Genomic DNA, 22,661 nt, shown 5'->3' on the forward strand with positions numbered 1-22,661 from the left:
CGATTTCCTCGCGGGGCCGCGGGGATTGACAAGGGGAGCGCGGCCGCTCCCCTTGTCCCGTTCACCGCACCGATGAGTAAAACATTCCGCCGCACGCCTGGTGAACGGAACCATTCCACTAATCCAACCCCATTGCCGGATGGCGCGTAAAACGCTTATCCGGCCTACTCCGTTTCAGCGAATTCGTGCCCGTAGGCCGGATAAGGCGAAGCCGCCATCCGGCATCTTCAATCACACTGCGCGAAACGCGATCTCACCGGGGATGATTTCACCCTGCCAGTAAAGCTGGGCAGCTACGCGACCGGCAAGATTGCGGTAGATAGCGGTGAACTCGCTATCCGGGCGGCTGATCACCGTCGGCGTACCCTTATCGAGATCTTCACGCAGCGAGATATGCAGCGGCATCTGGCCCAGCAGTTGCGTGTGATACTGCTCCGCCAGCTTCTCTGCGCCGCCGGTGCCGAAAATCGGCTCATGGTGACCACAGTTGCTGCACACATGCATGCTCATGTTCTCCACGATTCCGAGCACCGGCACCTCTACTTTCTCGAACATGACAATGCCTTTTTTAGCATCAATCAGCGCGATATCCTGCGGCGTGGTCACGACCAGCGCGCCGGTCACCGGAATGTTTTGCGCCAGCGTCAGCTGGATATCGCCGGTGCCTGGCGGCATATCGAGTACCAGGTAATCGAGATCCGGCCACATGGACTCCTGCAACATCTGCAGCAGCGCTTTGCTGGCCATCGGCCCGCGCCACACCATCGCGTTATCGTCCGTCACCAGGTAACCAATTGAGTTGGTTGCCAGGCCATGAGCGATAATCGGTGCCATGTGCGTGCCGTCTGGCGAGGTCGGACGCTCATTTTCCGCGCCCAGCATCATCGGGATCGACGGGCCATAGATATCGGCATCGAGAATACCGACTTTCGCCCCTTCCGCAGCCAGCGCCAGCGCAAGGTTAACGGCGGTAGAGGATTTCCCTACCCCGCCCTTGCCGGAGCTGACGGCGATAATATTCTTCACGCCATTAACGCCCGGCTGGTTTTTCACCCGCTTCAGGGTGGCGATATTGTGCGATAGCTTCCAGTCGATGGCGCTCGCACCGGTCAGACGCAGCAGTTCGGCGCTGCACTGCGCTTTCAGCTCTTCGAAAGCGCTGCTCCAGACGAACGGCATCAGCAATTCGACATGCAGCGTCTCATCCAGCCATGCAACATGGTGGACGGCTTTCAGCGCTGTCAGGTTATGTTTGAGGGTGGGGTGCTGAAAATCGGCCAGCGTCCCGGTGACAATTGCCCGTAAGGCTTCCGGGGATTTGGCCTGGGATTGCGAACTCATCCCGACTCCTTTGTAGTTGTTCTGAAAACGACATTTGTAGCGCTCAAGTTTACCCCAAAGGGAATAATTATCCATTTATGGATTAATGCCCTTATCGCTTGGCGCGATTGTTACCCTTTTGGTAATATCGAAAACCCTTTTTCTCAAGAAGATGTAATGCCAACTATGACTCAAGTCGCGAAGAAAATTCTGGTAACGTGCGCGCTGCCGTACGCCAACGGCTCCATCCACCTCGGCCATATGCTGGAGCACATCCAGGCTGATGTCTGGGTCCGTTACCAGCGAATGCGCGGCCACCAGGTCAACTTCATCTGTGCGGACGATGCCCACGGCACGCCGATTATGCTGAAAGCACAGCAGCTGGGGATCACCCCGGAGCAGATGATTGGCGAAATGAGTCAGGAGCATCAGACCGATTTTGCTGGCTTCGACATCAGCTACGACAACTACCACTCAACGCACAGCGATGAGAACCGCGAGTTGGCCGAGCTTATCTACACCCGTCTGAAAGAGAACGGTTTTATCAAAAACCGCACCATCTCCCAGCTCTACGATCCGGAAAAAGGCATGTTCCTGCCGGACCGCTTTGTAAAAGGCACCTGCCCGAAATGTAAAGCGGCGGATCAGTATGGCGATAACTGCGAAGTGTGCGGCGCGACCTACAGCCCGACCGAGCTGATTGAGCCGAAGTCGGTGGTCTCCGGCGCGACGCCGGTGATGCGTGATTCCGAGCACTTCTTCTTCGACCTGCCGTCGTTCAGCGAAATGCTCCAAGCGTGGACCCGCAGCGGCGCGCTGCAGGAGCAGGTGGCGAATAAAATGCAGGAGTGGTTCGAATCCGGTCTGCAACAGTGGGATATCTCCCGCGATGCGCCCTACTTCGGCTTTGAAATTCCGGGCGCGCCGGGCAAATATTTCTACGTCTGGCTGGATGCGCCGATTGGCTACATGGGTTCGTTCAAAAACCTCTGCGACAAGCGCGACGATCTCAACTTTGACGACTGGTGGAAAAAAGATTCCGACGCCGAGCTCTATCACTTTATCGGTAAAGATATCGTCTATTTCCACAGCCTCTTCTGGCCAGCGATGCTGGAAGGCAGCGGTTTCCGCAAGCCGACCAACCTGTTCGTGCACGGCTATGTAACGGTTAACGGCGCGAAGATGTCCAAATCGCGCGGTACCTTTATTAAAGCCAGCACCTGGCTGAACCATTTTGATGCCGACAGCCTGCGCTACTACTACACCGCCAAGCTCTCGTCGCGCATTGATGATATCGACCTCAACCTGGAGGATTTCGTCCAGCGCGTGAACGCCGATATCGTTAACAAAGTGGTGAACCTGGCCTCGCGTAACGCGGGCTTTATCGCTAAACGCTTCGACGGCGTGCTGGCATCAGAGCTGGCCGATCCGGCGCTGTATAAAACCTTTACCGATGCCGCCGCCGCAATTGGCAGCGCGTGGGAGAGCCGCGAGTTTGGTAAAGCGGTGCGTGAAATCATGGCGCTGGCCGACGTAGCGAACCGCTATGTTGATGAGCAAGCACCGTGGGTTGTCGCGAAGCAGGAAGGGCGCGATGCCGATCTGCAGGCCATCTGCTCAATGGGTATCAACCTGTTCCGCGTGCTGATGACCTGGCTGAAACCGGTTCTGCCATCGCTGGCCGCGCGCACCGAAGCGTTCCTCAACACCACGCTGACGTGGGATGCGATTAACGAACCGCTGCTCGGCCATAAAGTGAACCCGTTTAAAGCGCTCTATAACCGCATCGAGATGAAACAGGTGGAAGCGCTGGTTGAGGCATCGAAAGAGGAAGTCAAAGCCGCTGCTGCACCGGTAACGGGCGAGCTGGCTGACAACCCGATTCAGGAGACCATCACTTTTGACGATTTCGCCAAAGTCGATATGCGCGTGGCGCTGATTGAGAACGCCGAGTTTGTCGAAGGCTCAGATAAGCTGCTGCGCCTGACGCTCGATCTTGACGGTGAGAAGCGCAATGTCTTCTCCGGCATTCGTTCCGCCTACCCGGATCCGAGCGCGCTGATTGGCCGCCTGACGGTGATGGTGGCTAACCTCGCGCCGCGCAAAATGCGCTTTGGCATCTCCGAAGGGATGGTGATGGCGGCGGGTCCTGGCGGCAGCGATATCTTCCTGCTCAGCCCGGATAGCGGTGCAAAAGCGGGCCAACAAGTTAAATAAAAAAATAAGGCGCTGAATTCAGCGCCTTTTTCTATACTGTTATACGCAGTCTTACAAAACATTACCTCACATGGAAAATAGGGGATTATCGTGAAATTCAGCAAAATCATTGCAGCACTCTTTTCTGTCGCTTTAGTTGTTGGCCTGACCGGCTGTGGTGATAAAGAAGAGAGCAAGACCTTTACCTGGGCGACGGGCGGCACGGAAGTGACGCTGACTTACTACTACAAGGGTGATGAAGTAGAGCGTCAGACCGCGAAGAACAAAATCGAATACTCCTCTATTGGCGCGAAAACCAAAGAAGAAGCGATGAAAGTTCTGGATCCGATTAGCAAAAAATACCAGAGCGTGAAAGGCGTGAAAGAGAGCGTAGCGTATGAAGAGACCTATGCTCAGGAGACGCTGGAAGTTGACTACAACGAAGTGGACTTCGCTCAGCTGAACAGCCTGCAGGGTTCTGAATTTACCGGTACGGTTAACGGTAAAATCAGCATGAAGCAGTCAGAAGAGTTGCTGAAAGCGCGCGGCTTTAAAGAAGTGAAATAAGTCGTTTACTGCCCGGCAGCACATTGTCTGCCGGGCTAATTAAACCGCATCACCTCGCGTGTATGCGGTTTTTTTATGGGCAAAAAGCGTGTCAGCTCTTCGGCTTCTGCCCACGTGCCGCCAGCCCGCGCAGGAAGTAGCGCAAAAACTGGTCGCCGCATTCGCGGAAATTCTTATGTTCCGGCGAGCGCATCATGGCGGTAATTTCCGGCATTGAGACGCGGAACTGCTGCTCGGTGAGGATCGCCAGAATATCGTCGGTCTTTAACGAGAAGGCGATGCGCAGCTTCTTCAGCACGATATTGTTGTTGAGCTTGCGCTCCATGGCGAGCGGCGGCGCGCTCTCATCTTTGCCGCGCTTCTCATAAATCAGCCCATTAAGAAACGCCGACAGCACAATATCCGGGCAGGGTTTATACCCCTCCTCATCCTCTTTACGCAGCCACGGGACCAGCTGTTCAGCCGTGACTTCAGTGTCCGCCAGCGCCAGAATGCGCACCAGCGCGGTGTTGTCGACCTGCAGGGTGTAACGCAGGCTGCGCAGGATATCGTTATTTAGCATGTCTCTTTCCGAAATGATGAACCAGCGCGCAGTGTAGGCATCGCGCAGGAATTTACAACCCCAACGCCTCTTTTAAATTTTTCAGATAGCGTCGACTTACCGGCACCGTCAGCCCGTCGCGCAGCAGCAGCTCGGCCTGGCCATTATCCTCAAGGCGGATCTCCTTAAGAAAAGCCATATTGACAAGATATTGCCGGTGGCAGCGCACCAGCGGCGTGCGGCTCTCCAGCGTGCGCAGCGTCAGTTCGGTAAAGCCCTCCTTGCCTTCGTGGCTGGTCACATAAACACCGCTCATCCGGCTGCTGACAAATGCCACCTCCTCCATCTGCAATAACCAGATGCGGCTGTGACCGGTACAGGGGATAAACTTCAGCGGCTGCTGATTTTCCGCCAGCAGCGACACATCCTGCACGCCGCGATCCTGACGCAAGCGGTTGAGCGTTTTGGTCAGCCGTTGCGTTTCGATTGGCTTAAGCAGGTAGTCGAAGGCGTGCTCTTCAAAGGCCTGCACCGCATACTCATCAAAAGCGGTGAGAAACACGACGTAAGGCCGGTTGCCGGGATCGAGCATGCCGACCATCTCCAGCCCGCTGATGCGCGGCATCTGGATATCAAGAAACAGCACGTCGGGGCGCAGTTTATGCACCGCGCTAATCCCTTCAATGGCGTTACCGCACTCGCCCACCACCTCGATATCGCGCTCTTCCTGCAGCAGACTGCGTAACATTTCCCGCGCCAGCGGTTCATCATCAACAATCAGCACTCTTAACATGCCTCTTCCTCCAGAGGGAGTCGTAAGGTAATGCGGGTAAAAAGATCCGGCTCGCAGGCGATGCTGATGCCGCACTCGTCGCCAAAACGGGCGCGCAGCCGCTTATCCACCAGGCTCATCCCTAAGCCACCGGCATCGTTTTTCGGCTGATAAAGCCCGGCGTTATCCTCAATATCCAGCACCAGATGCTGCGCCTGCTGGCTGGCACGCAGCGTGATCTCGCCCACGCCCAGCAACTGAGACGTGCCGTGTTTGATCGCGTTTTCGACTATCGGTTGCAGCGTGAAAGCGGGCAAGTGTAAGTGCGCCAGCGCTTCCGGCACCTCAAGCCGTACCTGCAACCGCGCCTGAAAGCGCGCTTTTTCGATCTGCAAATAGGCATTTACATGCTCAATCTCATCCGCAAGGGTGACGATTTCTGCGGGGCGTTTCAAGTTCTTACGAAAAAAGGTCGAGAGATACTGCACCAGCAGCCCGGCCTCATCGCTGTCGCGGCGGATCACCGCTTTAATGGTGTTGAGCGCGTTAAACAGGAAGTGCGGGTTGACCTGCGCGTGCAGGAGTTTGATCTCCGACTGGGTCAACAGCGCTTTTTGCCGCTCATACTGCCCGGCGAGGATCTGCGCCGAGAGCAGCTGCGCAATCCCCTCCCCCAGCGTGCGGTTGATGGAGCTAAAGAGGCGGTTTTTCGCCTCATAAAGTTTGATAGTCCCGACCACGCGCTGGTTTTCACCGCGCAGCGGGATGACCAGCGTCGAGCCGAGCTTGCACTGCGGGTGCAGCGAACAGCGATACGGCACCTCATTGCCGTCGGCGTAGACCACTTCGCCGGTCTCAATCGCCCGCTGCGTCCAGACGGAGGAGATAGGCCGCCCCGGCAGATGGTGATCGTCCCCCGCGCCGGTAAAGGCCAGCAGCCGTTCGCGATCGGTGATCGCCACCGCGCCGATATCCAGCTCCTGATAGAGCACCTGCGCCACCCTCATGCTGTTCTCTTCATTAAAGCCCTGGCGCAGAATCCCTTCGGTGGAGGCCGCCACTTTCAGCGCCGTGGCGGAAAACGCCGAGGTGTATTTCTCAAACATGGCGCGCTTGTCGAGCAGGATGCGCATAAACAGCGCCGCGCCGACGGTATTGGTCACCATCATCGGCGCGGCGATGCTCTGCACTAAATGCAGCGCGCTTTCGAAGGGGCGGGCAATCAGCAGGATGATCACCATCTGTAACAGCTCCGCCACGCAGGTGACCGCCCCGGCGGTAAAGGGGTTGAACACGCGGTCGGTACGCCCGCGCTTGATAAGAAAACTGTGCACCAGCCCGCCGAGCAGCCCTTCGATAAAGGTCGAGAACATGCAGCTCAGTGCGGTCATGCCGCCCATTGAGTAGCGGTGCAATCCGCCGGTCAGCCCCACCAGCCCGCCGACCAGCGGGCCGCCAAGCAGGCCGCCCATCACCGCGCCAATCGCACGGGTATTGGCGATGGAGTCTTCAATATGCAGACCGAAATAGGTGCCGAGAATACAGAAAATGGAGAAGGTGACGTAACAGAGCAGCTTGTGCGGCAGACGCACGGTGACCTGGATCAGCGGGATAAAGAGGCGCGTCTTGCTCATCAGCCAGGCGATCACCAGAAACACACACATCTGCTGAAGCAGCAGCAACACCAGATTGAACTCGTACATATCCGCCACACCGCATCACATAAAGCGCGTAACATACAGCGAGTCGGCGATGGTTTCTTCGACAGAGGTTAAAAAAAGAGAAATTCGTGCTCTGAGTCACATATTGTGCCTGGGTATGCGCAGTTATGAATAAAGAGTAAACAAAACGTTACTGTTGTTGTCTTCACCCCTAAGAAAGGTCTACAGTTATACCGGCATTCGGGAAGCAAAGGAGAGATCATGGCGCTTTACACTATCGGTGAAGTTGCTCTGTTATGCGATATCAACCCCGTCACACTGCGCGCGTGGCAACGCCGCTACGGTCTGTTAACCCCGCAACGCACGGATGGCGGCCACCGGCTCTTCAGCGAGGCGGACATCGATCGTATTCGTGAAATCCAGCACTGGGTTGAATCGGGCGTGCAGGTGAGTAAAGTTCAGGCGCTGCTGGCGAACAGCAGCGACAAGCGTCACTACGTCTGGCAAAGCCATCAGGAGCGGGCGATGCATCTGCTGCAACAGCGAGATGGCAACACCCTCCAGCAGTGGCTGAGCGAGCTGATGCGCGACCACCCGGCAAAAACGCTGGCACAGCAGTTGATTAACCCCCTACGCGCACGCTTGCAGGGCACGCGCCCCGCTTACCAGGCAAAGCTTAGCCTGCTGGATGGCATTCTGATTAGCCTGATAGCCGACAACTTATCGGCGTCGCGGCAGCAGGCGCATGGCCGTCCGGCGCTGGTGGTCGGCTGGGGTGTCCAGGACAGCACGCGGATGTGGATTGAAGGCTGGATCGCCAGTCAGCAGGAGTGGCAGGTCGGCATTCTTGCGCACCCGTTCACTCAGTTTCATCCGGAGATGTTCAAAGGCAAGATGCTGCTGGTGTGGTGCGGCGACTCCCCCTCCTCCGCGCAACAGCAGCAGTTGCAGGCCTGGCAGGAGACGGGGCATCAGGTGTGGCTTCTCGGCATTTAATGTTTCATTAACAACTCACAATGCCTTTATAATGCCGGCCTCACTTAAAAGGAGCCTGAGATGAAGCCTGGTAAAATTCTTGTCATCGCGATCTTTCTGCTGATGGCCATCGGCGGGATCGGCGGCGTAATGCTGGCTGGTTATTCGTTTATCGTGCGCGGCGGTGCCGGTTGAGCCGTAGCGCCAGCCGTTCAAAGCCCCGATCGACAATGATTGCCGCCAGCGCCACCAGCACTGCCCCCTGCACAATATAGGCCGTATTAAACCCGCTCAGGCCGATGATGATCGGCGTTCCCAGCGTGCTTGCCCCGACCGTAGAAGCAATGGTTGCCGTACCGATATTGATAATCACCGACGTGCGAACCCCGGCGACAATCAGCGGTGCGGCCAGCGGCAGCTCCACTTTGAGCAACCGCTGCCAGTTACTCATGCCCATCCCCTGCGCCACGCTCTGTACGCTTGCCGGAACCGCAGCGATCCCCGCCAGTGTTCCCTGTAAAATCGGCAGCACGCCATAGAGCACCAACGCGATAATGGCTGGCGCTTTGCCAAAGCCCATCACCGGCACCGCAATCGCCAGCACTGCCACCGGCGGAAAGGTCTGCCCGACGGCGGCGATAGTTTCTGCCAGCGGGCGAAACTCTTCCCCACCGGGTCGCGTTACGGCAATGCCGACGCCCATGCCAATCGCTACCGCAATAACGCTTGAGAGCGCGACCAAAGAGAAGTGGGCAAGGGTCAGCGCGACAAAACTCTCCTGCAAATAGACCGGGCGCGGCAGCTGCGGAAAGAGCGCGCTAAACAGCGGCGCGCTGTGGGGCAACCACATCAGCAGCGCAATAAACAGCGCCAGCAGCCAGAGCAGCGGATCACGCAATATTTTCACGGCCCGCCTCCCCGCGTAACAGATCGCGGAAATGGAGGCTGCCGCAGGGCTGCCCATGGGCATCCTGCACCGGCAACACCTCGCAGCGCTGGGCGACAAACGCGGAGAGCGCCTCGCGCAGGCTCATCTGTGCCTGCAACGGCTCGCCGTGGCTGACCGGGTCGTTACGCAGATAGTCGCTCACCTGACGCAGAGAGAGCAGGCGCACGCCCAGCTCGCTGCGGCCAAAAAACTCGCGCACAAAGTTATTCTGCGGCGCGGTCAGCATCTCCAGCGGCGTCCCCTGCTGCACGACGTTGCCGCCATCCATCAAAACCAGGTGATCGGCTAACTGCAACGCTTCATCAATATCGTGGGTCACCAGCACAATGGTGCGCCCGAGCAGGCGGTGTATGCGCACCATCTCCTGTTGCAGAGCACTGCGGGTGACCGGGTCGAGCGCGCCGAAGGGTTCATCCATCAACAGCACTTCCGGGTCGGCGGCCAGCGCGCGGGCAACGCCAACACGCTGCTGCTGCCCGCCGGAAAGCTGGTGCGGAAAACGATCGCGCAGCCCCGGCTCCAGCCCGAGCAGCGCCATCAGTTCCTCCACCCGCGCGTCGCGTTTGCCGCGCGACCACTTTTGCAGTTGCAGCACGGTGGCGATGTTCTGCGCCACCGTCCAGTGGGGGAAAAGCCCAATCGACTGAATGGCGTAGCCCATGCGGCGGCGCAGTTCGAGCACCGGCAGGCTGCGGATCTCCTCCCCGGCGAAGGTGATCGTCCCCTCGTCGTGTTCGACAAGGCGGTTAATCATCTTCAGGGTGGTCGATTTTCCCGAGCCGGAGGTGCCAATCAGCACCGAAAACGCGCCGGTTTTCATCTGCAAATTAAGCTGGTTAACCGCCCGCTGCCCGGCAAAGGTTTTGGAAACGTTGTGAAATTCAATCATGGTGTTTTACCTTCAACAGCGCGAGGGCAAGATCAAACAGGGCGTCAATCACCACCGCCAGGCCGATAACCGGGATCACCCCGAGCAGCACCAAATCCAGCGCGCTGCTGAGCAGCCCCTGGAAGACCAGCGCGCCAAAGCCGCCTGCGCCAATCAGCGCGGCGATCACCGCCATGCCAACCGTCTGAACCGCCACCACCCGCAGGCTGCGCAGTAACAGCGGCAACGCCAGCGGAATACGCACTTGCCAGAAGCGCTGCGCAGCGCTCATGCCCATCGCCTGCGCGCTCTCCAGCACGTCGGCAGAGACCTCATTTAGCCCGGCAACCACGCCGCGCACCAGCGGTAACAGCGCGTAGAGGATCAGCGCAATCAGCGCCGGGGTGATGCCAGTACCGGCAATGCCTATCGATGCGAGCCACGGGAAGTGCTGCGCCAGCCCGGCCAATGGTGCAATCAGCAGGCCAAACAGCGCCACCGAGGGGATAGTCTGGATAATGTTGAGCGCGGTAAAGACCGGCCCCTGCCGCGCCGGATGGCGATAACACCACAGCCCGAGCGCGAAACCGATGGCTAATGCCGGGAGCAGCGTGCCGAACAGCAAGGTTAAGTGCTGCGCCAGCGCGTCATCAAACACCTCCTGGCGGTTGCGGTACTCATGCAGCAGCGAGAGGTTATCCAGCTCGCCGCTAAGCAGCAGCCAGAGCGGCAACAGCCAAATCTGCACATGCAGCAGCCAGCGCCACACCGGGTGAGCAACAAGGCGGCGAATGGCATCGCTACAGGCGAGCAGGCTGAGCGCCAGCCATAGCCATAAGCCGCTACCGGGCGAGGTACGCGCCAGCGCGCTGCCGCTCTGCGCCAGATCCGTTGCCGCGCGGCCTGCGCTCCACACCAGTAGGCAGAAGAGAAGTTCAGCCAGCAGCAGCGTTGCCGCCTGCGCACTGCGCCCCGGTATAAAGCAGAGGATCAGCAGAAGCGCGGGCGCAAGCAGCCACAGGCCGCTAAACAGCTGCCACAGCGCGCGCCCTTCGCCGGAAACCAGCCGGTTTGGCGCATAGTTGATAAACGGCAGCCACGCCGCCAGCCCTCCCAGCACAACCAGCAGCAGCAGCACGCGGTTGTGGCAGCGTTTCGATCCCTCCATCACGCCTTATTTCACCAGGCCTTTTTCTTTCAGATAGTCCGCCGCGACTTTCTTCGCATCCAGCCCCTCCACAGCGATGCTGGCATTCAGCTTCTGCAGGGTCTTCTCATCGAGGCTGGCAAAGACCGGCTTCAGCCAGCTATCCAGCTCCGGGTAGGCTTTCAGCACCGCTTCACGCACCACTGGCGTCGGGGCGTAGATCGGCTGTACGCCTTTCGGATCGCTTAATGTCTGTAAGCCGAGCGCCGCCACCGGGCCGTCGGTGCCGTAAGCCATCGCAGCGTTAACGCCGGATGTTTGCTGCGCCGCCGCTTTAATGGTCACCGCCGTATCACCACCAGCCAGCGACAGGAGCTGATCCTGCTTCAGATCGAAGCCGTAGGCTTTTTCGAAAGCAGGCAGCGCATCGGCACGCTCAATAAACTCCGCCGACGCGGCCAGTTTGAACTCGCCACCGTTTTTCAGGTAACGGCTGAGATCGTCAAGGGAGGTGAGTTTGTTCTTCTGCGCCAGATCCTGACGCACGGCGATGGTCCAGGTGTTATTGGCCGGCGCAGGCGTCAGCCAGATAAGCTTGTTCTTCTCGGCATCGAGTTTTTTCACCTTCTCGTAGCCCTGCTGCGCGTTTTTCCACGCCGGATCGTTCTCCTCTTTAAAGAAGAATGCGCCGTTGCCGGTGTACTCCGGGTAGATATCCAGCTCGCCAGAAGTGATGGCGCCGCGCACTACCGGCGTGGTGCCGAGTTGCACTTTATTGACGGTTTTTACGCCGTGGCTCTCCAGCACCTGCAAAATGATATTGCCCAGCAACGCCCCTTCGGTATCGATTTTCGATCCCACTTTGATCGGTTCTGCGGCCTGCAACGATAAGCTTACGGCGGCCATTAGCGCCACTGAGCAGGCAAGTTTTCGGCTGAGTGTCATAATTTATCCCTCATTTTTTTACTGCCTTTATCAGCAGCTTGAGAAAAAAGCGTAGCTGAAAAATAGCGACGCGAAGGTGAAGCGGTGCGAAACGGTAAAGCGGGTAATAAAAAAGGCCGGTTGCCCGGCCTGATGAGTGGTTACTTTAATTCAAACTCGCCCTGGTTGACGCGGGCGGAGTCGACGCCGATAAAGACGTTGAATTTGCCCGGCTCGGCGTCGTACTTCATGCGCTGGTTCCAGAACTTAAGCGCGTCGACATCGATCGGGAAGCTGACGGTCTGCGTCTCACCCGGTTTCAGGTTGACCTTCTTAAAGCCGCGCAGCTGTTTCACCGGGCGGCTCATCGACGCGGTAACATCCTGCACATACATCTGGATCACCGTCGCCCCTTCGCGCTTGCCGGTGTTGGTCACCTCAACGCTTGCATCCACGCTGCCACCGCGGGTCAGCGTTGGCGCAGACATCTTCACATCCGACACTTTGAAAGTGGTGTAACTCAGACCATAGCCAAAGGGATAGAGCGGGCCGTTGGCTTCATCAAAGTAGCGGGAGGTGTATTTGTTCGGGTTATCGGCGTTATAAGGACGACCGGTATTCAGGTGGCTGTAGTAGACCGGGATCTGACCCACGGAGCGCGGGAAGGACATCGGCAATTTCCCGGAAGGGTTGTAATCGCCAAACAGCACGTCGGCGATGGCGTTGCCGCCTTCGGTACCGGCAAACCACGTTTCCAGGATAGCATCAGCCTGCTGATCCTCTTTCACCAGCGCCAGCGGACGCCCGTTCATCAGCACCAGCACCAGCGGCTTGCCGGTCGCTTTCAGGGCGGTAATCAGATCGCGCTGGCTCTGCGGAATGGTGATATCGGTGCGGCTGGAGGCTTCATGCGCCATCCCCTGCGCTTCACCGACCACCGCTACCACGACGTCAGATTTCTTCGCTGCGGCTACCGCTTCGTCGATCATTGCCTGCGGAGAGCGTGGATCAACCACCACCGCCGGTTCATAAAGGTTAAGGAAATCAACAATGCCTTTATCATTGGTGATATTCGCCCCTTTGGCGTAGATCACCTCGCCTTTGTCCTTCAGCGCGTCACGAATACCGGTCAGCACGGTGACCGACTGATCGGCAACTCCGGCGGCAGACCAGCTGCCCATGGAGTCGCGCTTGCTGTCCGCCAGCGGCCCAATCACCGCCACGGTGCCCGATTTTTTCAACGGCAGCGTTTCCAGACGGTTTTTCAGCAGCACCATACTTTCGCGCGCCACTTCCCGCGCCTCTTTGCGGTGCAGACGGCTTTCGGCGTTGGTGTCCTGCGGGTCGCTCTCTTTCGGCCCTAAGTGGCTGTAGGGATCGTTAAACAGCCCCATATCATATTTGACGTTCAGCACATGGCGCGTGGCGTCGTCCAGTTCCGCCATCGTCACCTTACCGGATTTGATCAACCCCGGCAGGTATTTGCTGTAGTACTCATCGCTCATGCTCATGTTGATGCCGGACTTCAGCGCCACGCGCACGGCATCTTCCGGATCGGCGGCGGTGCCGTGTTTAATCAGCTCCTTAATCGCGCCGTGATCGGAAATGGTGATGCCTTTAAAACCCCACTCATCGCGCAGCAGATCTTTAAGCAGCCACGAATCGGAGGAAGCCGGTGTGCCGTTCAAAGAGTTAAGCGCCACCATCACCCCGCCGCTACCGGCGTCGAGTGCCGCTTTGTAGGGCGGCATATAGTCGTTGAACAGCCGCTGCGGGCTCATGTCGACGGTGTTGTACTCTTTACCGCCCTCCACTGCGCCATACGCGGCGAAGTGTTTGACGCTGGTCATCACCGAGTAGCGATCCGCCGGGCTTTTGCCCTGCATCGCTTCCACCATGGTGCGGCCCATTTCCGAGGTTAAAAAGGTATCTTCCCCGAAGCCTTCCGAGCCGCGTCCCCAGCGCGGATCGCGCGAGACGTCAACCATCGGTGCCCAGGTCATATTCAGGCCATCATCGGCGGCTTCATAAGCGGAGACGCGCCCGACGGTTTTCACCGCGTCGAGGTTAAAGCTGGAGGCGAGGCCAAGGCTGATTGGGAAAACGGTGCGCTGACCGTGCACCACATCGTAGGCAAAGAAGAGAGGAATTTTCAGGCGGCTAAGCTGCATCGCCTGGTCCTGCATGGCACGAATGTCCTGGCGGGTGACGGTGTTAAAAATAGCCCCGACCTGGCTTGCTTTAATCATCTCGCGGATCGCCTCTTTCGGGTTATCCGGCCCGACGCTTATCAGGCGCAGCTGGCCTATTTTCTCATCCACGGTCATCTTTTTAAGCAGGTCAGTGACAAAGGCGTCCCTGGCTTGCGGCGTCAAAGGATGGTTAGCAATCATCTCTTCGGCCAGCGCGGGTTGCAGCGCAAGGCTCACAGCGACACCTACAGAACATAGCCATTTCATGTCGTTTACTCTCTTGTATTTTCAGCAAAAACCGCGGTAACGGGCCGCGGAAAAACGCAGTGTGCCATAATCCTGGCACGTCTTGCAGCGCCAGGCTCTGATTTTTATGTTAATTCGCTCCCCTTCGGGCCTCCTCTGGAGCTAACATTAGTAACGAAATATTCACAATATCATTCACGCAGCCTGCAACCGGCGTGAAGCAGAGCATCCTTTTTATTTATGCTTCGCCACAAGGAGTGGATCGTGACCCAGTCAAATAACACTTTCATTAACGAACTCAAACGATTAGTGGGTGCTTCTCACCTGCTTACTGATCCGGCCAAAACCGCCCGCTACCGTAAAGGTTTCCGCTCCGGCCAGGGCGATGCGCTGGCGGTGGTCTTTCCCGGCACGCTGGTTGAATTATGGCGCGTTCTTAACGCCTGCGTGATTGCCGACAAAATTATTCTGATGCAGGCGGCAAATACCGGCCTGACGGAAGGCTCGACGCCGAACGGCAATGATTACGACCGCGATATCGTCATTATCAGCACCCTGCGCCTCGATAAACTGCACCTGCTGGATAACGGCGAGCAGGTGCTGGCCTACCCGGGCACCACGCTCTACTCGCTGGAAAAAGCCCTGAAACCACTGGGACGCGAGCCGCACTCGGTGATTGGCTCCTCCTGCATCGGCGCGTCGGTGATTGGCGGGATCTGCAATAACTCCGGCGGATCGCTGGTGCAGCGCGGCCCGGCCTACACCGAGATGTCGCTGTTTGCGCGCATTGACGATCAGGGCCGTCTGCAACTGGTCAATCATCTGGGCATTAAGCTTGGCGAAACGCCGGAGCAGATCCTCGGCAAGCTGGATGACGATCGTATTCAACCCGGTGATGTGCTTCACGACCAGCGCCACGGCCACGATCATGATTACATCAACCGCGTGCGCGATGTGGAAGCCGAAACCCCGGCGCGCTATAACGCCGACCCCGACCGCCTGTTTGAATCCTCCGGCTGCGCGGGCAAGCTGGCGGTATTTGCCGTGCGTCTCGACACCTTCCCGGCAGAAGCACGCCAACAGGTGTTTTATATCGGCACTAACCAGACTGCGGTGTTAACGGAGATCCGCCGCCATATTCTGGCCAATTTCGACCATTTGCCGGTTGCCGGGGAGTACATGCACCGCGATATTTACGATATCGCCGAGCGCTACGGCAAAGACACCTTCCTGATGATCGACAAGCTCGGTACTGACAAGATGCCGCTCTTTTTCAATATTAAAGGGCGCACCGACGCGCTGCTCGATAAAGCGACGGTGTTTAAACCGCACTTTATCGACCGCTCATTGCAAAAAATCAGCGGTCTCTTCCCCTCGCACCTCCCCTCGCGCATGAAGGAGTGGCGCGATAAGTATCAGCACCATCTGCTGCTGAAGATGTCCGGCGGCGGTATTGATGAGGCGCAAAACTGGCTGAAGGCCTTTTTTGCTGACGCCGAAGGGGACTTCTTTGTCTGTACGCCGGAGGAAGGGAGCAAAGCGTTTCTGCACCGTTTTGCCGCCGCCGGGGCCGCGATCCGCTATCAGGCGGTGCATGCCGACGAGGTGGAGGATATTCTGGCGCTCGACATCGCCCTGCGCCGCAACGACACAGAGTGGTTTGAGCACCTGCCGCCAGAGATTGACAGCCAGTTGGTGCACAAGCTCTATTACGGCCACTTTATGTGCCACGTTTTCCATCAGGATTACATTGTTAAAAAAGGCGTCGATGTACACGCCCTGAAGGAGCAGATGCTGGCACTGCTGGCGCAGCGCGGGGCGCAATATCCCGCCGAGCATAACGTCGGTCACCTCTATGAAGCCCCGGAGACACTCAAACGTTTTTATCGGGAAAATGATCCAACTAACAGCATGAACCCCGGTATTGGTAAGACGAGTAAGCGCAAATTCTGGCAGGAGACCGCTCAGGCAGAGCATCCCGCCGATCCGGCGATAAAGTAGCCCCTCGCCGTTTTGTGCTGCGCGCGCCTTTCGTAATAGAGTAGCGACAGCGCCAGAGAATCCTCTCTCTGGCGCGTTGCGTTGAAAGGAGCGCGCCCGATGTCAGCTGTTGATATTCTCTCTGGTCCTGCGGTCGAGGTGCGTGACGCCCGCCCCGACGATGTACACGCCATTGCCTCCCTCTACGCCTGGCACGTGCTGAATGGCCGCGCCTCGTTTGAAGAGGTGCCTCCCACGATTGATGAGATGCGCAGCCGCATGAGCAAGCTCGCCGCCGACGGGTTACCGTGGCTGGTGGCGCTCTTTCACGGCGTGATCGTCGGCTATTGCTACGCCGGTTTTTATCGCCCGCGCCCGGCCTACCGCTACACCCTTGAAGAGTCGATTTATGTCGATGCCAGCATGACCGGGCGCGGCATCGGCTCGACGCTGCTTGGCGCGCTGATCGCCCGCTGTGAAGAGGGGCCGTGGCGGCAGCTGATCGCGGTGATTGGCGACGGGCATAACAATGCCGGTTCGCTAAGAGTGCATAAAAAACATGGATTTGAAGTGGCCGGACAGCTGCGCAGCGTCGGCTATAAGCAGGGAGACTGGCGGGATACGTTGATTATGCAGCGTCCACTCAACGACGGTGACTGGACGCTGCCGGAGTAATTAATCGTTTTGCGCGGTCAGTTCGCCCGCCGAGCCTGGCGGCGTTTGTGCCATCTGCGCCGCTTTCTGGCGCTTGTAGCTTAACGCGGCAGCGGGCACCGGCTGCACTTTGCCGGTCTCGATCCAGGTGCGTAAGCGGCTGGCATCGGCAAAGTGGGTATATTTGCCAAAGGCATCCATCACCACCAGCGCCACCGGTTTGTTGCCAATCAGCGTGCGCATCACCAGGCAGTGGCCCGCAGCGTTGGTAAAGCCGGTTTTCGTCAGCTGAATATTCCAGTTATCGCGGTAGACCAGATGGTTGGTGTTGCGAAACGGCAGCGTATAGGCCGGATTAGCAAAGGTCGCCATCTCTTCGCGCGTGGTGCTGAGCTGGCCAATCAGCGGGTACTGTTTGGTGGCGATCAGCAGCTTGCTTAAATCGCGGGCGGTGGAGACGTTCTGGATCGACAAGCCGGTCGGCTCGACGTAGCGCGTATGGGTCATGCCCAGCGCGCGCGCTTTGGCGTTCATCGCGGCGATAAAGGCTTTATAGCCGCCGGGATAGTGGTGCGCGAGGCTTGCGGCCGCGCGGTTCTCCGACGACATCAGCGCCAGCAGCAGCATATCTTTGCGGCTGATCTCACTGTTCAGCCGCACGCGGGAGTAGATCCCTTTCATCTCTGGCGTCTGGCTGATATCGACTTTTAATTTTTCATCCAGCGGCAGGCGCGCATCCAGCACCACCATCGCGGTCATCAACTTGGTAATAGACGCAATCGGGCGCACCAGATCGGGGTGGCTTGAGTAGATCACCTTATTGGTTTGCAGATCGACAATCATCGCGCTGCCGGAGGCGATTTCCGGCTGTGCTGCGGCAACCGCAACGGCTGTTTTTGCCTGCGCCATCGGCGCGAAGGGCGCACTCAGTGCAAGGGCCAGGCTTAAAAGAGAGACTCGAAATTTCTGCATGGTGAGGCTTCTGAAAATTATTCACGCGCGTTATAACGCACACCGCTTCTGTTCATGAGAGTTATAACAGGGCTGGCTCTGGCATAATAGCCGCCGCGCAGGGTTGCCGCCAGAGAAGAATCGTTGCGAGAAATTGCGTTGCCAGCAGGGTGTGCCAGCAACGCCGGGAGAGTTAAAACAGGCGGTAGCCGTAACCCCAGAGGATCACCGTCAGCGCCAGCAGGATCTCCAGCAGCAGTACGCCGATGGCAAGCGTCGAACTGGAGAAGTTGAGCCCCTCTTCCTTGTTGATATTAAGGAAGGTCGGGATGCCGACATAGAGCAGATAACCGGTGTAAAAGAGCGCAACGGTGCCGACCAGCGCGCAGAGCCACACTAGCGGATAGAGCGCGACAATGCCGCTGAGAAACATCGGGGTTGCGATATAACCGGCAAACACCATGCAGCGCGCCAGCGATGGACGCTGCGGATAGTTACGCGCCATCCACCAGATAACGCGCCCCATCACCGCGACGCCCGCCAGCATCAGGCCATAAAAGAGAATTGCCAGGTAAAAACCGGTAGATAACGACAGAGGCACGACGACATTCTCGCCGAAGCTCCAGCCAAACTGCGTGGTACCAATAAATGCACAGATTACGGGAATGGCCGCCATGATAAGCACATGGTGGGTGTAGTGGTGCGAAACGGTCTCGTTTTCGCGTTTGATCACCTGCATTTCACGATCGGGATGGGACAGGAGTCCCCAGACATGGTTCATAACGCCCCCTCACTGAAAGCCCGAACATCGAGCTGTAAGTATACGTCACTTTTATGATTATTTTTTGTACAGCAGAAAAAAGCCGAAATGATTGAACGCAGCGCAAAGCCGGATGCAGGTATATGCTTAAAGACGTTTTACAGGAGGATGTAATGACACTGGATATCAATCAGCTTATTAGCCAGTATGGCTACGCCGCGCTGCTGGTCGGCAGCCTCGCCGAGGGCGAAACCATCACCCTGCTTGGCGGTGTGGCGGTGCATCAGGGGTTGCTGCGCTTTCCGCTGGTGGTGCTCGCGGTCGCCCTGGGCGGCATTATTGGCGATCAGCTGCTCTACTTTGTGGGCCGCCGCTATGGCGTTAAAATTTTGCGCCGCTTCACCCGCTACCGCGGCAAGATCCATCAGGCGCAGGCGCTTATTCGCCGTCACCCCTATCTGTTCGTGATTGGTACACGCTTTATGTATGGCTTTCGTATTATCGGGCCGATATTGATTGGTACCAGCCATTTAAAACCGAAAATCTTTCTGCCGCTGAATATCTTAGGCGCGTTTATCTGGGCGCTGATCTTCACCACGCTGGGCTATGTTGGCGGGGAAGTGATTACGCCGTGGCTGGAGTCCTTCGATCAGCATGCGAAGCGCTGGATCTGGGTGGTTATTGCCATTGCGCTGGTCTTCTGCCTGCGGTGGTGGTTTCGCCACCGCAGGAAAAAACGTGAAGAGAATCCGGGCGATAACTAAGCTTTTTGCGGTTTAAACTGCGGATTTGCCAGCATAAAGCCGCCATCAATGATAAACGACTGCCCGGTGGTGTAGCTGGCATCATCGGCGCAGAGCCAGGCGACCATGCTGGCGATCTCCCGCGTTGTGCCCGGGCGCGCCAGCGGGATGTTCGGCATCGAGCCGGGTTTCGCATCATCATCGCTCATGTTGTTCATCGGCGTGGCGATGGCGCCGGGCGCAACGGCATTGACCAGAATGTTGTGCGGAACCAGCTCCAGCGCCATTGATTTCGTCAGCCCTCCAAGCGCATGTTTTGCTGCGGTATAGGCAGTCGCCTCCGGCAACGGCGTGTGCTCGTGAACGGAAGTGATATTGACGATGCGCCCGCCCTGCCCCTGCTTCACCATATGACGGGCGGCGATCTGCGAGCAGAGAAACGCGCCATCGACATCGACAGTGAAAATGCTGCGCCAGTCCTCAAAAGTGAGATCGAGAAACGGGGCTTTGCTCATCGCACCGGCGTTATTGACCAGCGCGTCGATACGCCCGAAGCGGGCAATAAGCGTTTCAATCGCCTGCGCGCCTTCCGGCAGATGGCTGAGATCGAGCTGGATGGTCTCAGCCCGGCGGCCAAAAGCTTCTACTTTTTGCGCTGTCTCCTGCGCGCCGCGCTCATCCGAGTGCCACGTAATGCCAATATCAAATCCCCGCTCTGCCAGCATCAGCGCGCTCTGCTTGCCGATGCCCGAGTCTGCGGCGGTGACGATTGCTACTTTGTTTGCCGACATGCGCTTCTCTCCGATTATTTAATAAGCAGTTAAGTATAGAAAAAAGGCGCAATGTTGAGAGATTGACTAGGCTTGCTGTAACTAACACATGAGAAGGAAGACGAAAATGATGAAATTTTTACTTTGGGCGATCCTGATTATTTTCCTGATTGGCCTGCTGGTGGTAACCGGCGTCTTTAAGATGATTTTCTAAGACCCCTGCCGGATGGCGGCTTCAGCGGAATGACTCGGGTGTTGTAGGCCTGATAAGCGAAGCGTCATCAGGCATTGCGACATTGCCGGATGGCGGCGAACGCCTTATCCGGCCTACCAAATCCAGGCCCGGTGCGCGTTTACGTCACCGGGCTTTTTGTTGTAGGCCTGATAAGCGAAGCGCCATCAGGCATTACGACATTGCCGGATGGCGGCGAAGCCTTATCCGGCCTGGGAAATCCAGGCCCGGTGCGCGTTAATGCCACCGGGCCTTTTGCAAATGTTACTCGCCCTTCGCGCTGTAATTGATTGGCACCCAGCGATAACCGTTCCCGGCTTTTATCACTTTGCCAATCCCGGGGAAGGCGATATGCGCCGCCGCTACCCAGTCACCTTCACGCGCCACCTGCGCCAACACCTTCTCGCGCGTTGCCACCGCCTGCTTACGATCGACATCAAAATGAATCGCCACTTTGGGGTCGGGCAGTTGCACTGGCTGAGCGTGAATAATGTCACCCCACAGCATCACGGTTTTTCCGCCGTGCGTAACGCGGTAGATCACGCTGCCCGGCGTATGTCCGGCTGCCGGGATCGCCTCAATGCCGGAGAGGATTGTTGTTGGCGCATGGAACGTGCTTAGCTTACCGGCATCGATCACCGGGCGGAGTGAGCGTTCGGACTCGGCGAAGGTGTGGCGTTGCCCCTCCTCTACCTCCGACTCCCGCTTCGGATTAAGCCACAGATCGACATCGCGCTGGTCGACGCGCACGGTGGCATTCGGGAACGCCGGTTTGCCATCACGCTGCACACCACCGGAGTGGTCGCCATGAATATGGGTGAGCAGCACCAGATCAATGGCGGCCGGATCGATCCCCGCAGCGCGCAGATTCTCCGGCAGATGCCCGCCCGCATCGCCCATCAGCGCTCCGGCACCTGTATCGACCAGAATCAGCTGCTTACCGGTGTTGATGACAAAGGCGTTGATGGAGGTTTCGGCCTGCACTGCCATATTGGCCTGCGCCATCTGCGTCTGTAAGCGCTGCGGCGTGATATTGATCAGCAGCTTGTCCAGCGGCACCTTAACCGTCCCATCCGAGACGGCGGTAAGTTGCCAGTCACCCAGCGCCATCCGATAGTAGCCCGGTGCCTGTGCCTGCTGAGTGGAAAGCGGCGTGGCGATGGCGTGTTGCATAGTCAGCCCGGCGGCAGTAAGCGCCAGCAGTAGCGGATAATATTTCATTATTTCTCTCCTGTTTTGCATTGCGCCAGTATGTTTCGCCCGCTACTATCACTCCAATTGATTGGAGCAATAATGACTATCAAAGAGAATGATTTCCGCAAGATCGATTTGAACCTGCTGATCGCCTTTGCCGTGCTGTACCGCGAGCAGAGCGTCTCTGCGGCAGCGGATAAATTGCATCTGGGCCAGCCGGCGGTGAGCGGTGTGCTGTCGCGTCTGCGTACGCTGTTTGACGATCCGCTGTTTATTCGCAGCGGTCACAAAATGCAGCCCACCTCCCGCGCCAGCGAACTGCACAGTGAACTCCTGCCGCTGCTGGAGCAGTTACAGAGCGCGCTGTTTCAACAGGCGGCGTTCGATGCGCAAACCGCAAAGGCGACGCTGACGCTGGGCATGGCGGACTGGGTCGAGATATGGCTGATGCCGAAGCTGATTCCGGCGCTGATGCAGCATGCGCCCGGCATCCGCCTGAACGTGGTGGCAAGCGATCCCTTCAGCGATGCCACACGGCTTGAGGGCGGAGAAATGGATATGGCGGTCAGCGTCGCGGTTGGCGGGCCGCGCTGGCTGGAGCGCGAAGTGTTAACCACCATGCCGTTTGCCACCCTGTGGCATCCGCAGCAGTTAACACTCAGCGCGCCGCTGGATGTGCAGACCTTTGCCGCGCAACGACATCTGATGGTCAGCTATCGCGAAGCGAGCAGCAGCCATTTTGATACCCTGCTGGCAAAAAGCGGCTATCAGCGGCAGATCCACTACACCACGCCGCACTTCGCCGCGCTGCCGGGTTTACTGGAGACGATGCCCGCACTGGCAACGGTCCCCGCCGGGCTGGCGGATGAGTGGCAGCGCACCCGTGGATTGATGCGCAGCCCGTTACCGCTCGATGCGGAGCCGATTGAAGTGGCCATGCTCTGGCATCAGCGCCACAGTAGCGATCCGGCGGTGATGTGGCTCAAAACCTTTATCGCTGCGCTTATCGTCTGACGCTC

22 protein-coding genes are annotated in these 22,661 nt (G+C 57.9%); 9 read left to right on the forward strand and 13 right to left on the reverse strand.

Translation table 11 applies throughout. The features are described from left to right. Positions 1-231: 231 nt before the first annotated feature. On the reverse strand, positions 232-1,341 hold the full coding sequence (apbC, locus tag IAE50_RS07230; protein WP_200133297.1) for an iron-sulfur cluster carrier protein ApbC: 1,110 nt from the start codon (positions 1,339-1,341) through the stop codon (positions 232-234). 165 nt (positions 1,342-1,506) lie between these two features. On the opposite strand from apbC, the gene metG reads away from it, so the two are divergent. After that, positions 1,507-3,537, forward strand: coding sequence for a methionine--tRNA ligase (gene metG / locus IAE50_RS07235; RefSeq protein ID WP_076770344.1), 2,031 nt, complete (start codon positions 1,507-1,509; stop codon positions 3,535-3,537). A gap of 90 nt (positions 3,538-3,627) precedes the next feature. Then, a complete protein-coding gene (locus IAE50_RS07240) occupies positions 3,628-4,083 on the forward strand; it encodes a YehR family lipoprotein (RefSeq protein ID WP_023479721.1) in 456 nt (151 codons plus the stop codon). A gap of 91 nt (positions 4,084-4,174) precedes the next feature. Here IAE50_RS07240 and IAE50_RS07245 read toward each other — a convergent pair whose 3' ends face one another. Genes IAE50_RS07245 through IAE50_RS07255 form a run of 3 tightly spaced genes read right to left on the reverse strand, consistent with a single transcriptional unit; the run spans position 4,175 to position 7,099 of the window. Then, positions 4,175-4,645, reverse strand: coding sequence for a DUF1456 family protein (locus IAE50_RS07245; protein ID WP_023479843.1), 471 nt, complete (start codon positions 4,643-4,645; stop codon positions 4,175-4,177). A gap of 52 nt (positions 4,646-4,697) precedes the next feature. Then, positions 4,698-5,417, reverse strand: a complete 720-nt coding sequence (gene btsR / locus IAE50_RS07250; protein ID WP_128482595.1) for a two-component system response regulator BtsR — start codon at positions 5,415-5,417, stop codon at positions 4,698-4,700. Beyond that, a complete protein-coding gene (locus tag IAE50_RS07255; RefSeq protein WP_042715944.1) occupies positions 5,411-7,099 on the reverse strand; it encodes a sensor histidine kinase in 1,689 nt (562 codons plus the stop codon). Before IAE50_RS07255 ends, btsR begins: the two co-directional genes overlap by 7 nt. 219 nt (positions 7,100-7,318) lie before the next feature. Here IAE50_RS07255 and IAE50_RS07260 point away from each other — a divergent pair, with 219 nt between their 5' ends. Together IAE50_RS07260 and IAE50_RS07265 are read left to right on the forward strand one after the other, a co-directional pair. After that, complete coding sequence (locus IAE50_RS07260; protein ID WP_200133300.1) at positions 7,319-8,053, forward strand: MerR family transcriptional regulator; 735 nt, start codon at positions 7,319-7,321, stop codon at positions 8,051-8,053. Between the two features lie 60 nt (positions 8,054-8,113). Next, the gene (locus IAE50_RS07265; RefSeq protein ID WP_023479821.1) at positions 8,114-8,227 is read left to right on the forward strand and encodes a protein YohO; all 114 of its coding nucleotides are present in this window, start codon (positions 8,114-8,116) and stop codon (positions 8,225-8,227) included. Here IAE50_RS07265 and IAE50_RS07270 read toward each other — a convergent pair. From IAE50_RS07270 to bglX, 5 genes are all read right to left on the reverse strand, one after another. Beyond that, positions 8,202-8,939: an ABC transporter permease gene (locus IAE50_RS07270; RefSeq protein ID WP_200579925.1), complete on the reverse strand. Its 738-nt coding sequence runs from the start codon at positions 8,937-8,939 to the stop codon at positions 8,202-8,204. The two genes, IAE50_RS07265 and IAE50_RS07270, sit on opposite strands and share 26 nt — an antisense overlap. Further along, positions 8,923-9,870, reverse strand: coding sequence for an ABC transporter ATP-binding protein (locus tag IAE50_RS07275; RefSeq protein WP_200579926.1), 948 nt, complete (start codon positions 9,868-9,870; stop codon positions 8,923-8,925). The genes IAE50_RS07270 and IAE50_RS07275 overlap by 17 nt, the downstream gene beginning before the upstream one ends. Then, positions 9,863-11,017, reverse strand: coding sequence for an ABC transporter permease (locus IAE50_RS07280; protein WP_200133303.1), 1,155 nt, complete (start codon positions 11,015-11,017; stop codon positions 9,863-9,865). The genes IAE50_RS07275 and IAE50_RS07280 overlap by 8 nt, the downstream gene beginning before the upstream one ends. A gap of 6 nt (positions 11,018-11,023) precedes the next feature. Then, positions 11,024-11,941, reverse strand: a complete 918-nt coding sequence (locus tag IAE50_RS07285) for an ABC transporter substrate-binding protein (RefSeq protein WP_200579927.1) — start codon at positions 11,939-11,941, stop codon at positions 11,024-11,026. A gap of 140 nt (positions 11,942-12,081) precedes the next feature. Beyond that, a complete protein-coding gene (gene bglX, locus IAE50_RS07290) occupies positions 12,082-14,379 on the reverse strand; it encodes a beta-glucosidase BglX (protein WP_094193113.1) in 2,298 nt (765 codons plus the stop codon). Positions 14,380-14,598: 219 nt separating this feature from the next. Here bglX and dld point away from each other — a divergent pair, with 219 nt between their 5' ends. Then, entirely contained in the window at positions 14,599-16,359 is a 1,761-nt protein-coding gene (gene dld, locus IAE50_RS07295) for a D-lactate dehydrogenase (protein ID WP_200579928.1), read from the forward strand. A gap of 99 nt (positions 16,360-16,458) precedes the next feature. Further along, positions 16,459-17,013: a GNAT family N-acetyltransferase gene (locus IAE50_RS07300; protein ID WP_042715932.1), complete on the forward strand. Its 555-nt coding sequence runs from the start codon at positions 16,459-16,461 to the stop codon at positions 17,011-17,013. Here the strand turns inward: IAE50_RS07300 and pbpG are convergent, their stop codons facing one another. Together pbpG and IAE50_RS07310 are read right to left on the reverse strand one after the other, a co-directional pair. Then, positions 17,014-17,964: a D-alanyl-D-alanine endopeptidase gene (pbpG, locus tag IAE50_RS07305; protein WP_023479816.1), complete on the reverse strand. Its 951-nt coding sequence runs from the start codon at positions 17,962-17,964 to the stop codon at positions 17,014-17,016. It abuts the gene before it with no gap. A 172-nt stretch (positions 17,965-18,136) separates the two neighbouring features. Further along, on the reverse strand, positions 18,137-18,724 hold the full coding sequence (locus IAE50_RS07310; RefSeq protein ID WP_094421034.1) for a Yip1 family protein: 588 nt from the start codon (positions 18,722-18,724) through the stop codon (positions 18,137-18,139). Positions 18,725-18,882: 158 nt separating this feature from the next. Between IAE50_RS07310 and IAE50_RS07315 the strand changes: the two genes are divergently transcribed. Further along, the gene (locus IAE50_RS07315; protein ID WP_034813043.1) at positions 18,883-19,467 is read left to right on the forward strand and encodes a DedA family protein; all 585 of its coding nucleotides are present in this window, start codon (positions 18,883-18,885) and stop codon (positions 19,465-19,467) included. On the opposite strand, the gene IAE50_RS07320 is transcribed toward IAE50_RS07315, so the two are convergent. Next, positions 19,464-20,237, reverse strand: coding sequence for an SDR family oxidoreductase (locus IAE50_RS07320; protein WP_200133306.1), 774 nt, complete (start codon positions 20,235-20,237; stop codon positions 19,464-19,466). The genes IAE50_RS07315 and IAE50_RS07320 overlap by 4 nt on opposite strands. 88 nt (positions 20,238-20,325) lie before the next feature. Here IAE50_RS07320 and yohP point away from each other — a divergent pair, with 88 nt between their 5' ends. Continuing rightward, complete coding sequence (gene yohP / locus IAE50_RS07325; RefSeq protein WP_223284180.1) at positions 20,326-20,430, forward strand: small membrane protein YohP; 105 nt, start codon at positions 20,326-20,328, stop codon at positions 20,428-20,430. 282 nt (positions 20,431-20,712) lie between these two features. On the opposite strand, the gene IAE50_RS07330 is transcribed toward yohP, so the two are convergent. After that, on the reverse strand, positions 20,713-21,669 hold the full coding sequence (locus tag IAE50_RS07330; protein ID WP_200579929.1) for an MBL fold metallo-hydrolase: 957 nt from the start codon (positions 21,667-21,669) through the stop codon (positions 20,713-20,715). 72 nt (positions 21,670-21,741) lie between these two features. Here IAE50_RS07330 and IAE50_RS07335 point away from each other — a divergent pair, with 72 nt between their 5' ends. Continuing rightward, positions 21,742-22,656, forward strand: coding sequence for a LysR family transcriptional regulator (locus IAE50_RS07335; RefSeq protein WP_200579930.1), 915 nt, complete (start codon positions 21,742-21,744; stop codon positions 22,654-22,656). The last annotated feature ends 5 nt before the right edge of the window (positions 22,657-22,661 follow it).

Origin of the sequence: Kosakonia sp. S42 (assembly GCF_016624785.1) — a bacterium.
GTDB lineage: Bacteria > Pseudomonadota > Gammaproteobacteria > Enterobacterales > Enterobacteriaceae > Kosakonia > Kosakonia cowanii.

What these genes read in the sequence shown, in the direction of transcription:
- btsR (WP_128482595.1), bottom strand. Translation starts at nt 5,417, where the DNA reads ATGTTAAGAGTGCTGATTGTTGATGATGAACCGCTGGCGCGGGAAATG.
- dld (WP_200579928.1), top strand. Translation starts at nt 14,599, where the DNA reads ATGCTTCGCCACAAGGAGTGGATCGTGACCCAGTCAAATAACACTTTC.
- IAE50_RS07245 (WP_023479843.1), bottom strand. Translation starts at nt 4,645, where the DNA reads ATGCTAAATAACGATATCCTGCGCAGCCTGCGTTACACCCTGCAGGTC.
- IAE50_RS07285 (WP_200579927.1), bottom strand. Translation starts at nt 11,941, where the DNA reads ATGACACTCAGCCGAAAACTTGCCTGCTCAGTGGCGCTAATGGCCGCC.
- IAE50_RS07335 (WP_200579930.1), top strand. Translation starts at nt 21,742, where the DNA reads ATGACTATCAAAGAGAATGATTTCCGCAAGATCGATTTGAACCTGCTG.
- IAE50_RS07330 (WP_200579929.1), bottom strand. Translation starts at nt 21,669, where the DNA reads ATGAAATATTATCCGCTACTGCTGGCGCTTACTGCCGCCGGGCTGACT.
- IAE50_RS07265 (WP_023479821.1), top strand. Translation starts at nt 8,114, where the DNA reads ATGAAGCCTGGTAAAATTCTTGTCATCGCGATCTTTCTGCTGATGGCC.
- IAE50_RS07300 (WP_042715932.1), top strand. Translation starts at nt 16,459, where the DNA reads ATGTCAGCTGTTGATATTCTCTCTGGTCCTGCGGTCGAGGTGCGTGAC.
- apbC (WP_200133297.1), bottom strand. Translation starts at nt 1,341, where the DNA reads ATGAGTTCGCAATCCCAGGCCAAATCCCCGGAAGCCTTACGGGCAATT.
- IAE50_RS07280 (WP_200133303.1), bottom strand. Translation starts at nt 11,017, where the DNA reads ATGGAGGGATCGAAACGCTGCCACAACCGCGTGCTGCTGCTGCTGGTT.
- pbpG (WP_023479816.1), bottom strand. Translation starts at nt 17,964, where the DNA reads ATGCAGAAATTTCGAGTCTCTCTTTTAAGCCTGGCCCTTGCACTGAGT.
- metG (WP_076770344.1), top strand. Translation starts at nt 1,507, where the DNA reads ATGACTCAAGTCGCGAAGAAAATTCTGGTAACGTGCGCGCTGCCGTAC.
- yohP (WP_223284180.1), top strand. Translation starts at nt 20,326, where the DNA reads ATGAGAAGGAAGACGAAAATGATGAAATTTTTACTTTGGGCGATCCTG.
- IAE50_RS07275 (WP_200579926.1), bottom strand. Translation starts at nt 9,870, where the DNA reads ATGATTGAATTTCACAACGTTTCCAAAACCTTTGCCGGGCAGCGGGCG.
- IAE50_RS07320 (WP_200133306.1), bottom strand. Translation starts at nt 20,237, where the DNA reads ATGTCGGCAAACAAAGTAGCAATCGTCACCGCCGCAGACTCGGGCATC.
- bglX (WP_094193113.1), bottom strand. Translation starts at nt 14,379, where the DNA reads ATGAAATGGCTATGTTCTGTAGGTGTCGCTGTGAGCCTTGCGCTGCAA.
- IAE50_RS07255 (WP_042715944.1), bottom strand. Translation starts at nt 7,099, where the DNA reads ATGTACGAGTTCAATCTGGTGTTGCTGCTGCTTCAGCAGATGTGTGTG.
- IAE50_RS07310 (WP_094421034.1), bottom strand. Translation starts at nt 18,724, where the DNA reads ATGAACCATGTCTGGGGACTCCTGTCCCATCCCGATCGTGAAATGCAG.
- IAE50_RS07260 (WP_200133300.1), top strand. Translation starts at nt 7,319, where the DNA reads ATGGCGCTTTACACTATCGGTGAAGTTGCTCTGTTATGCGATATCAAC.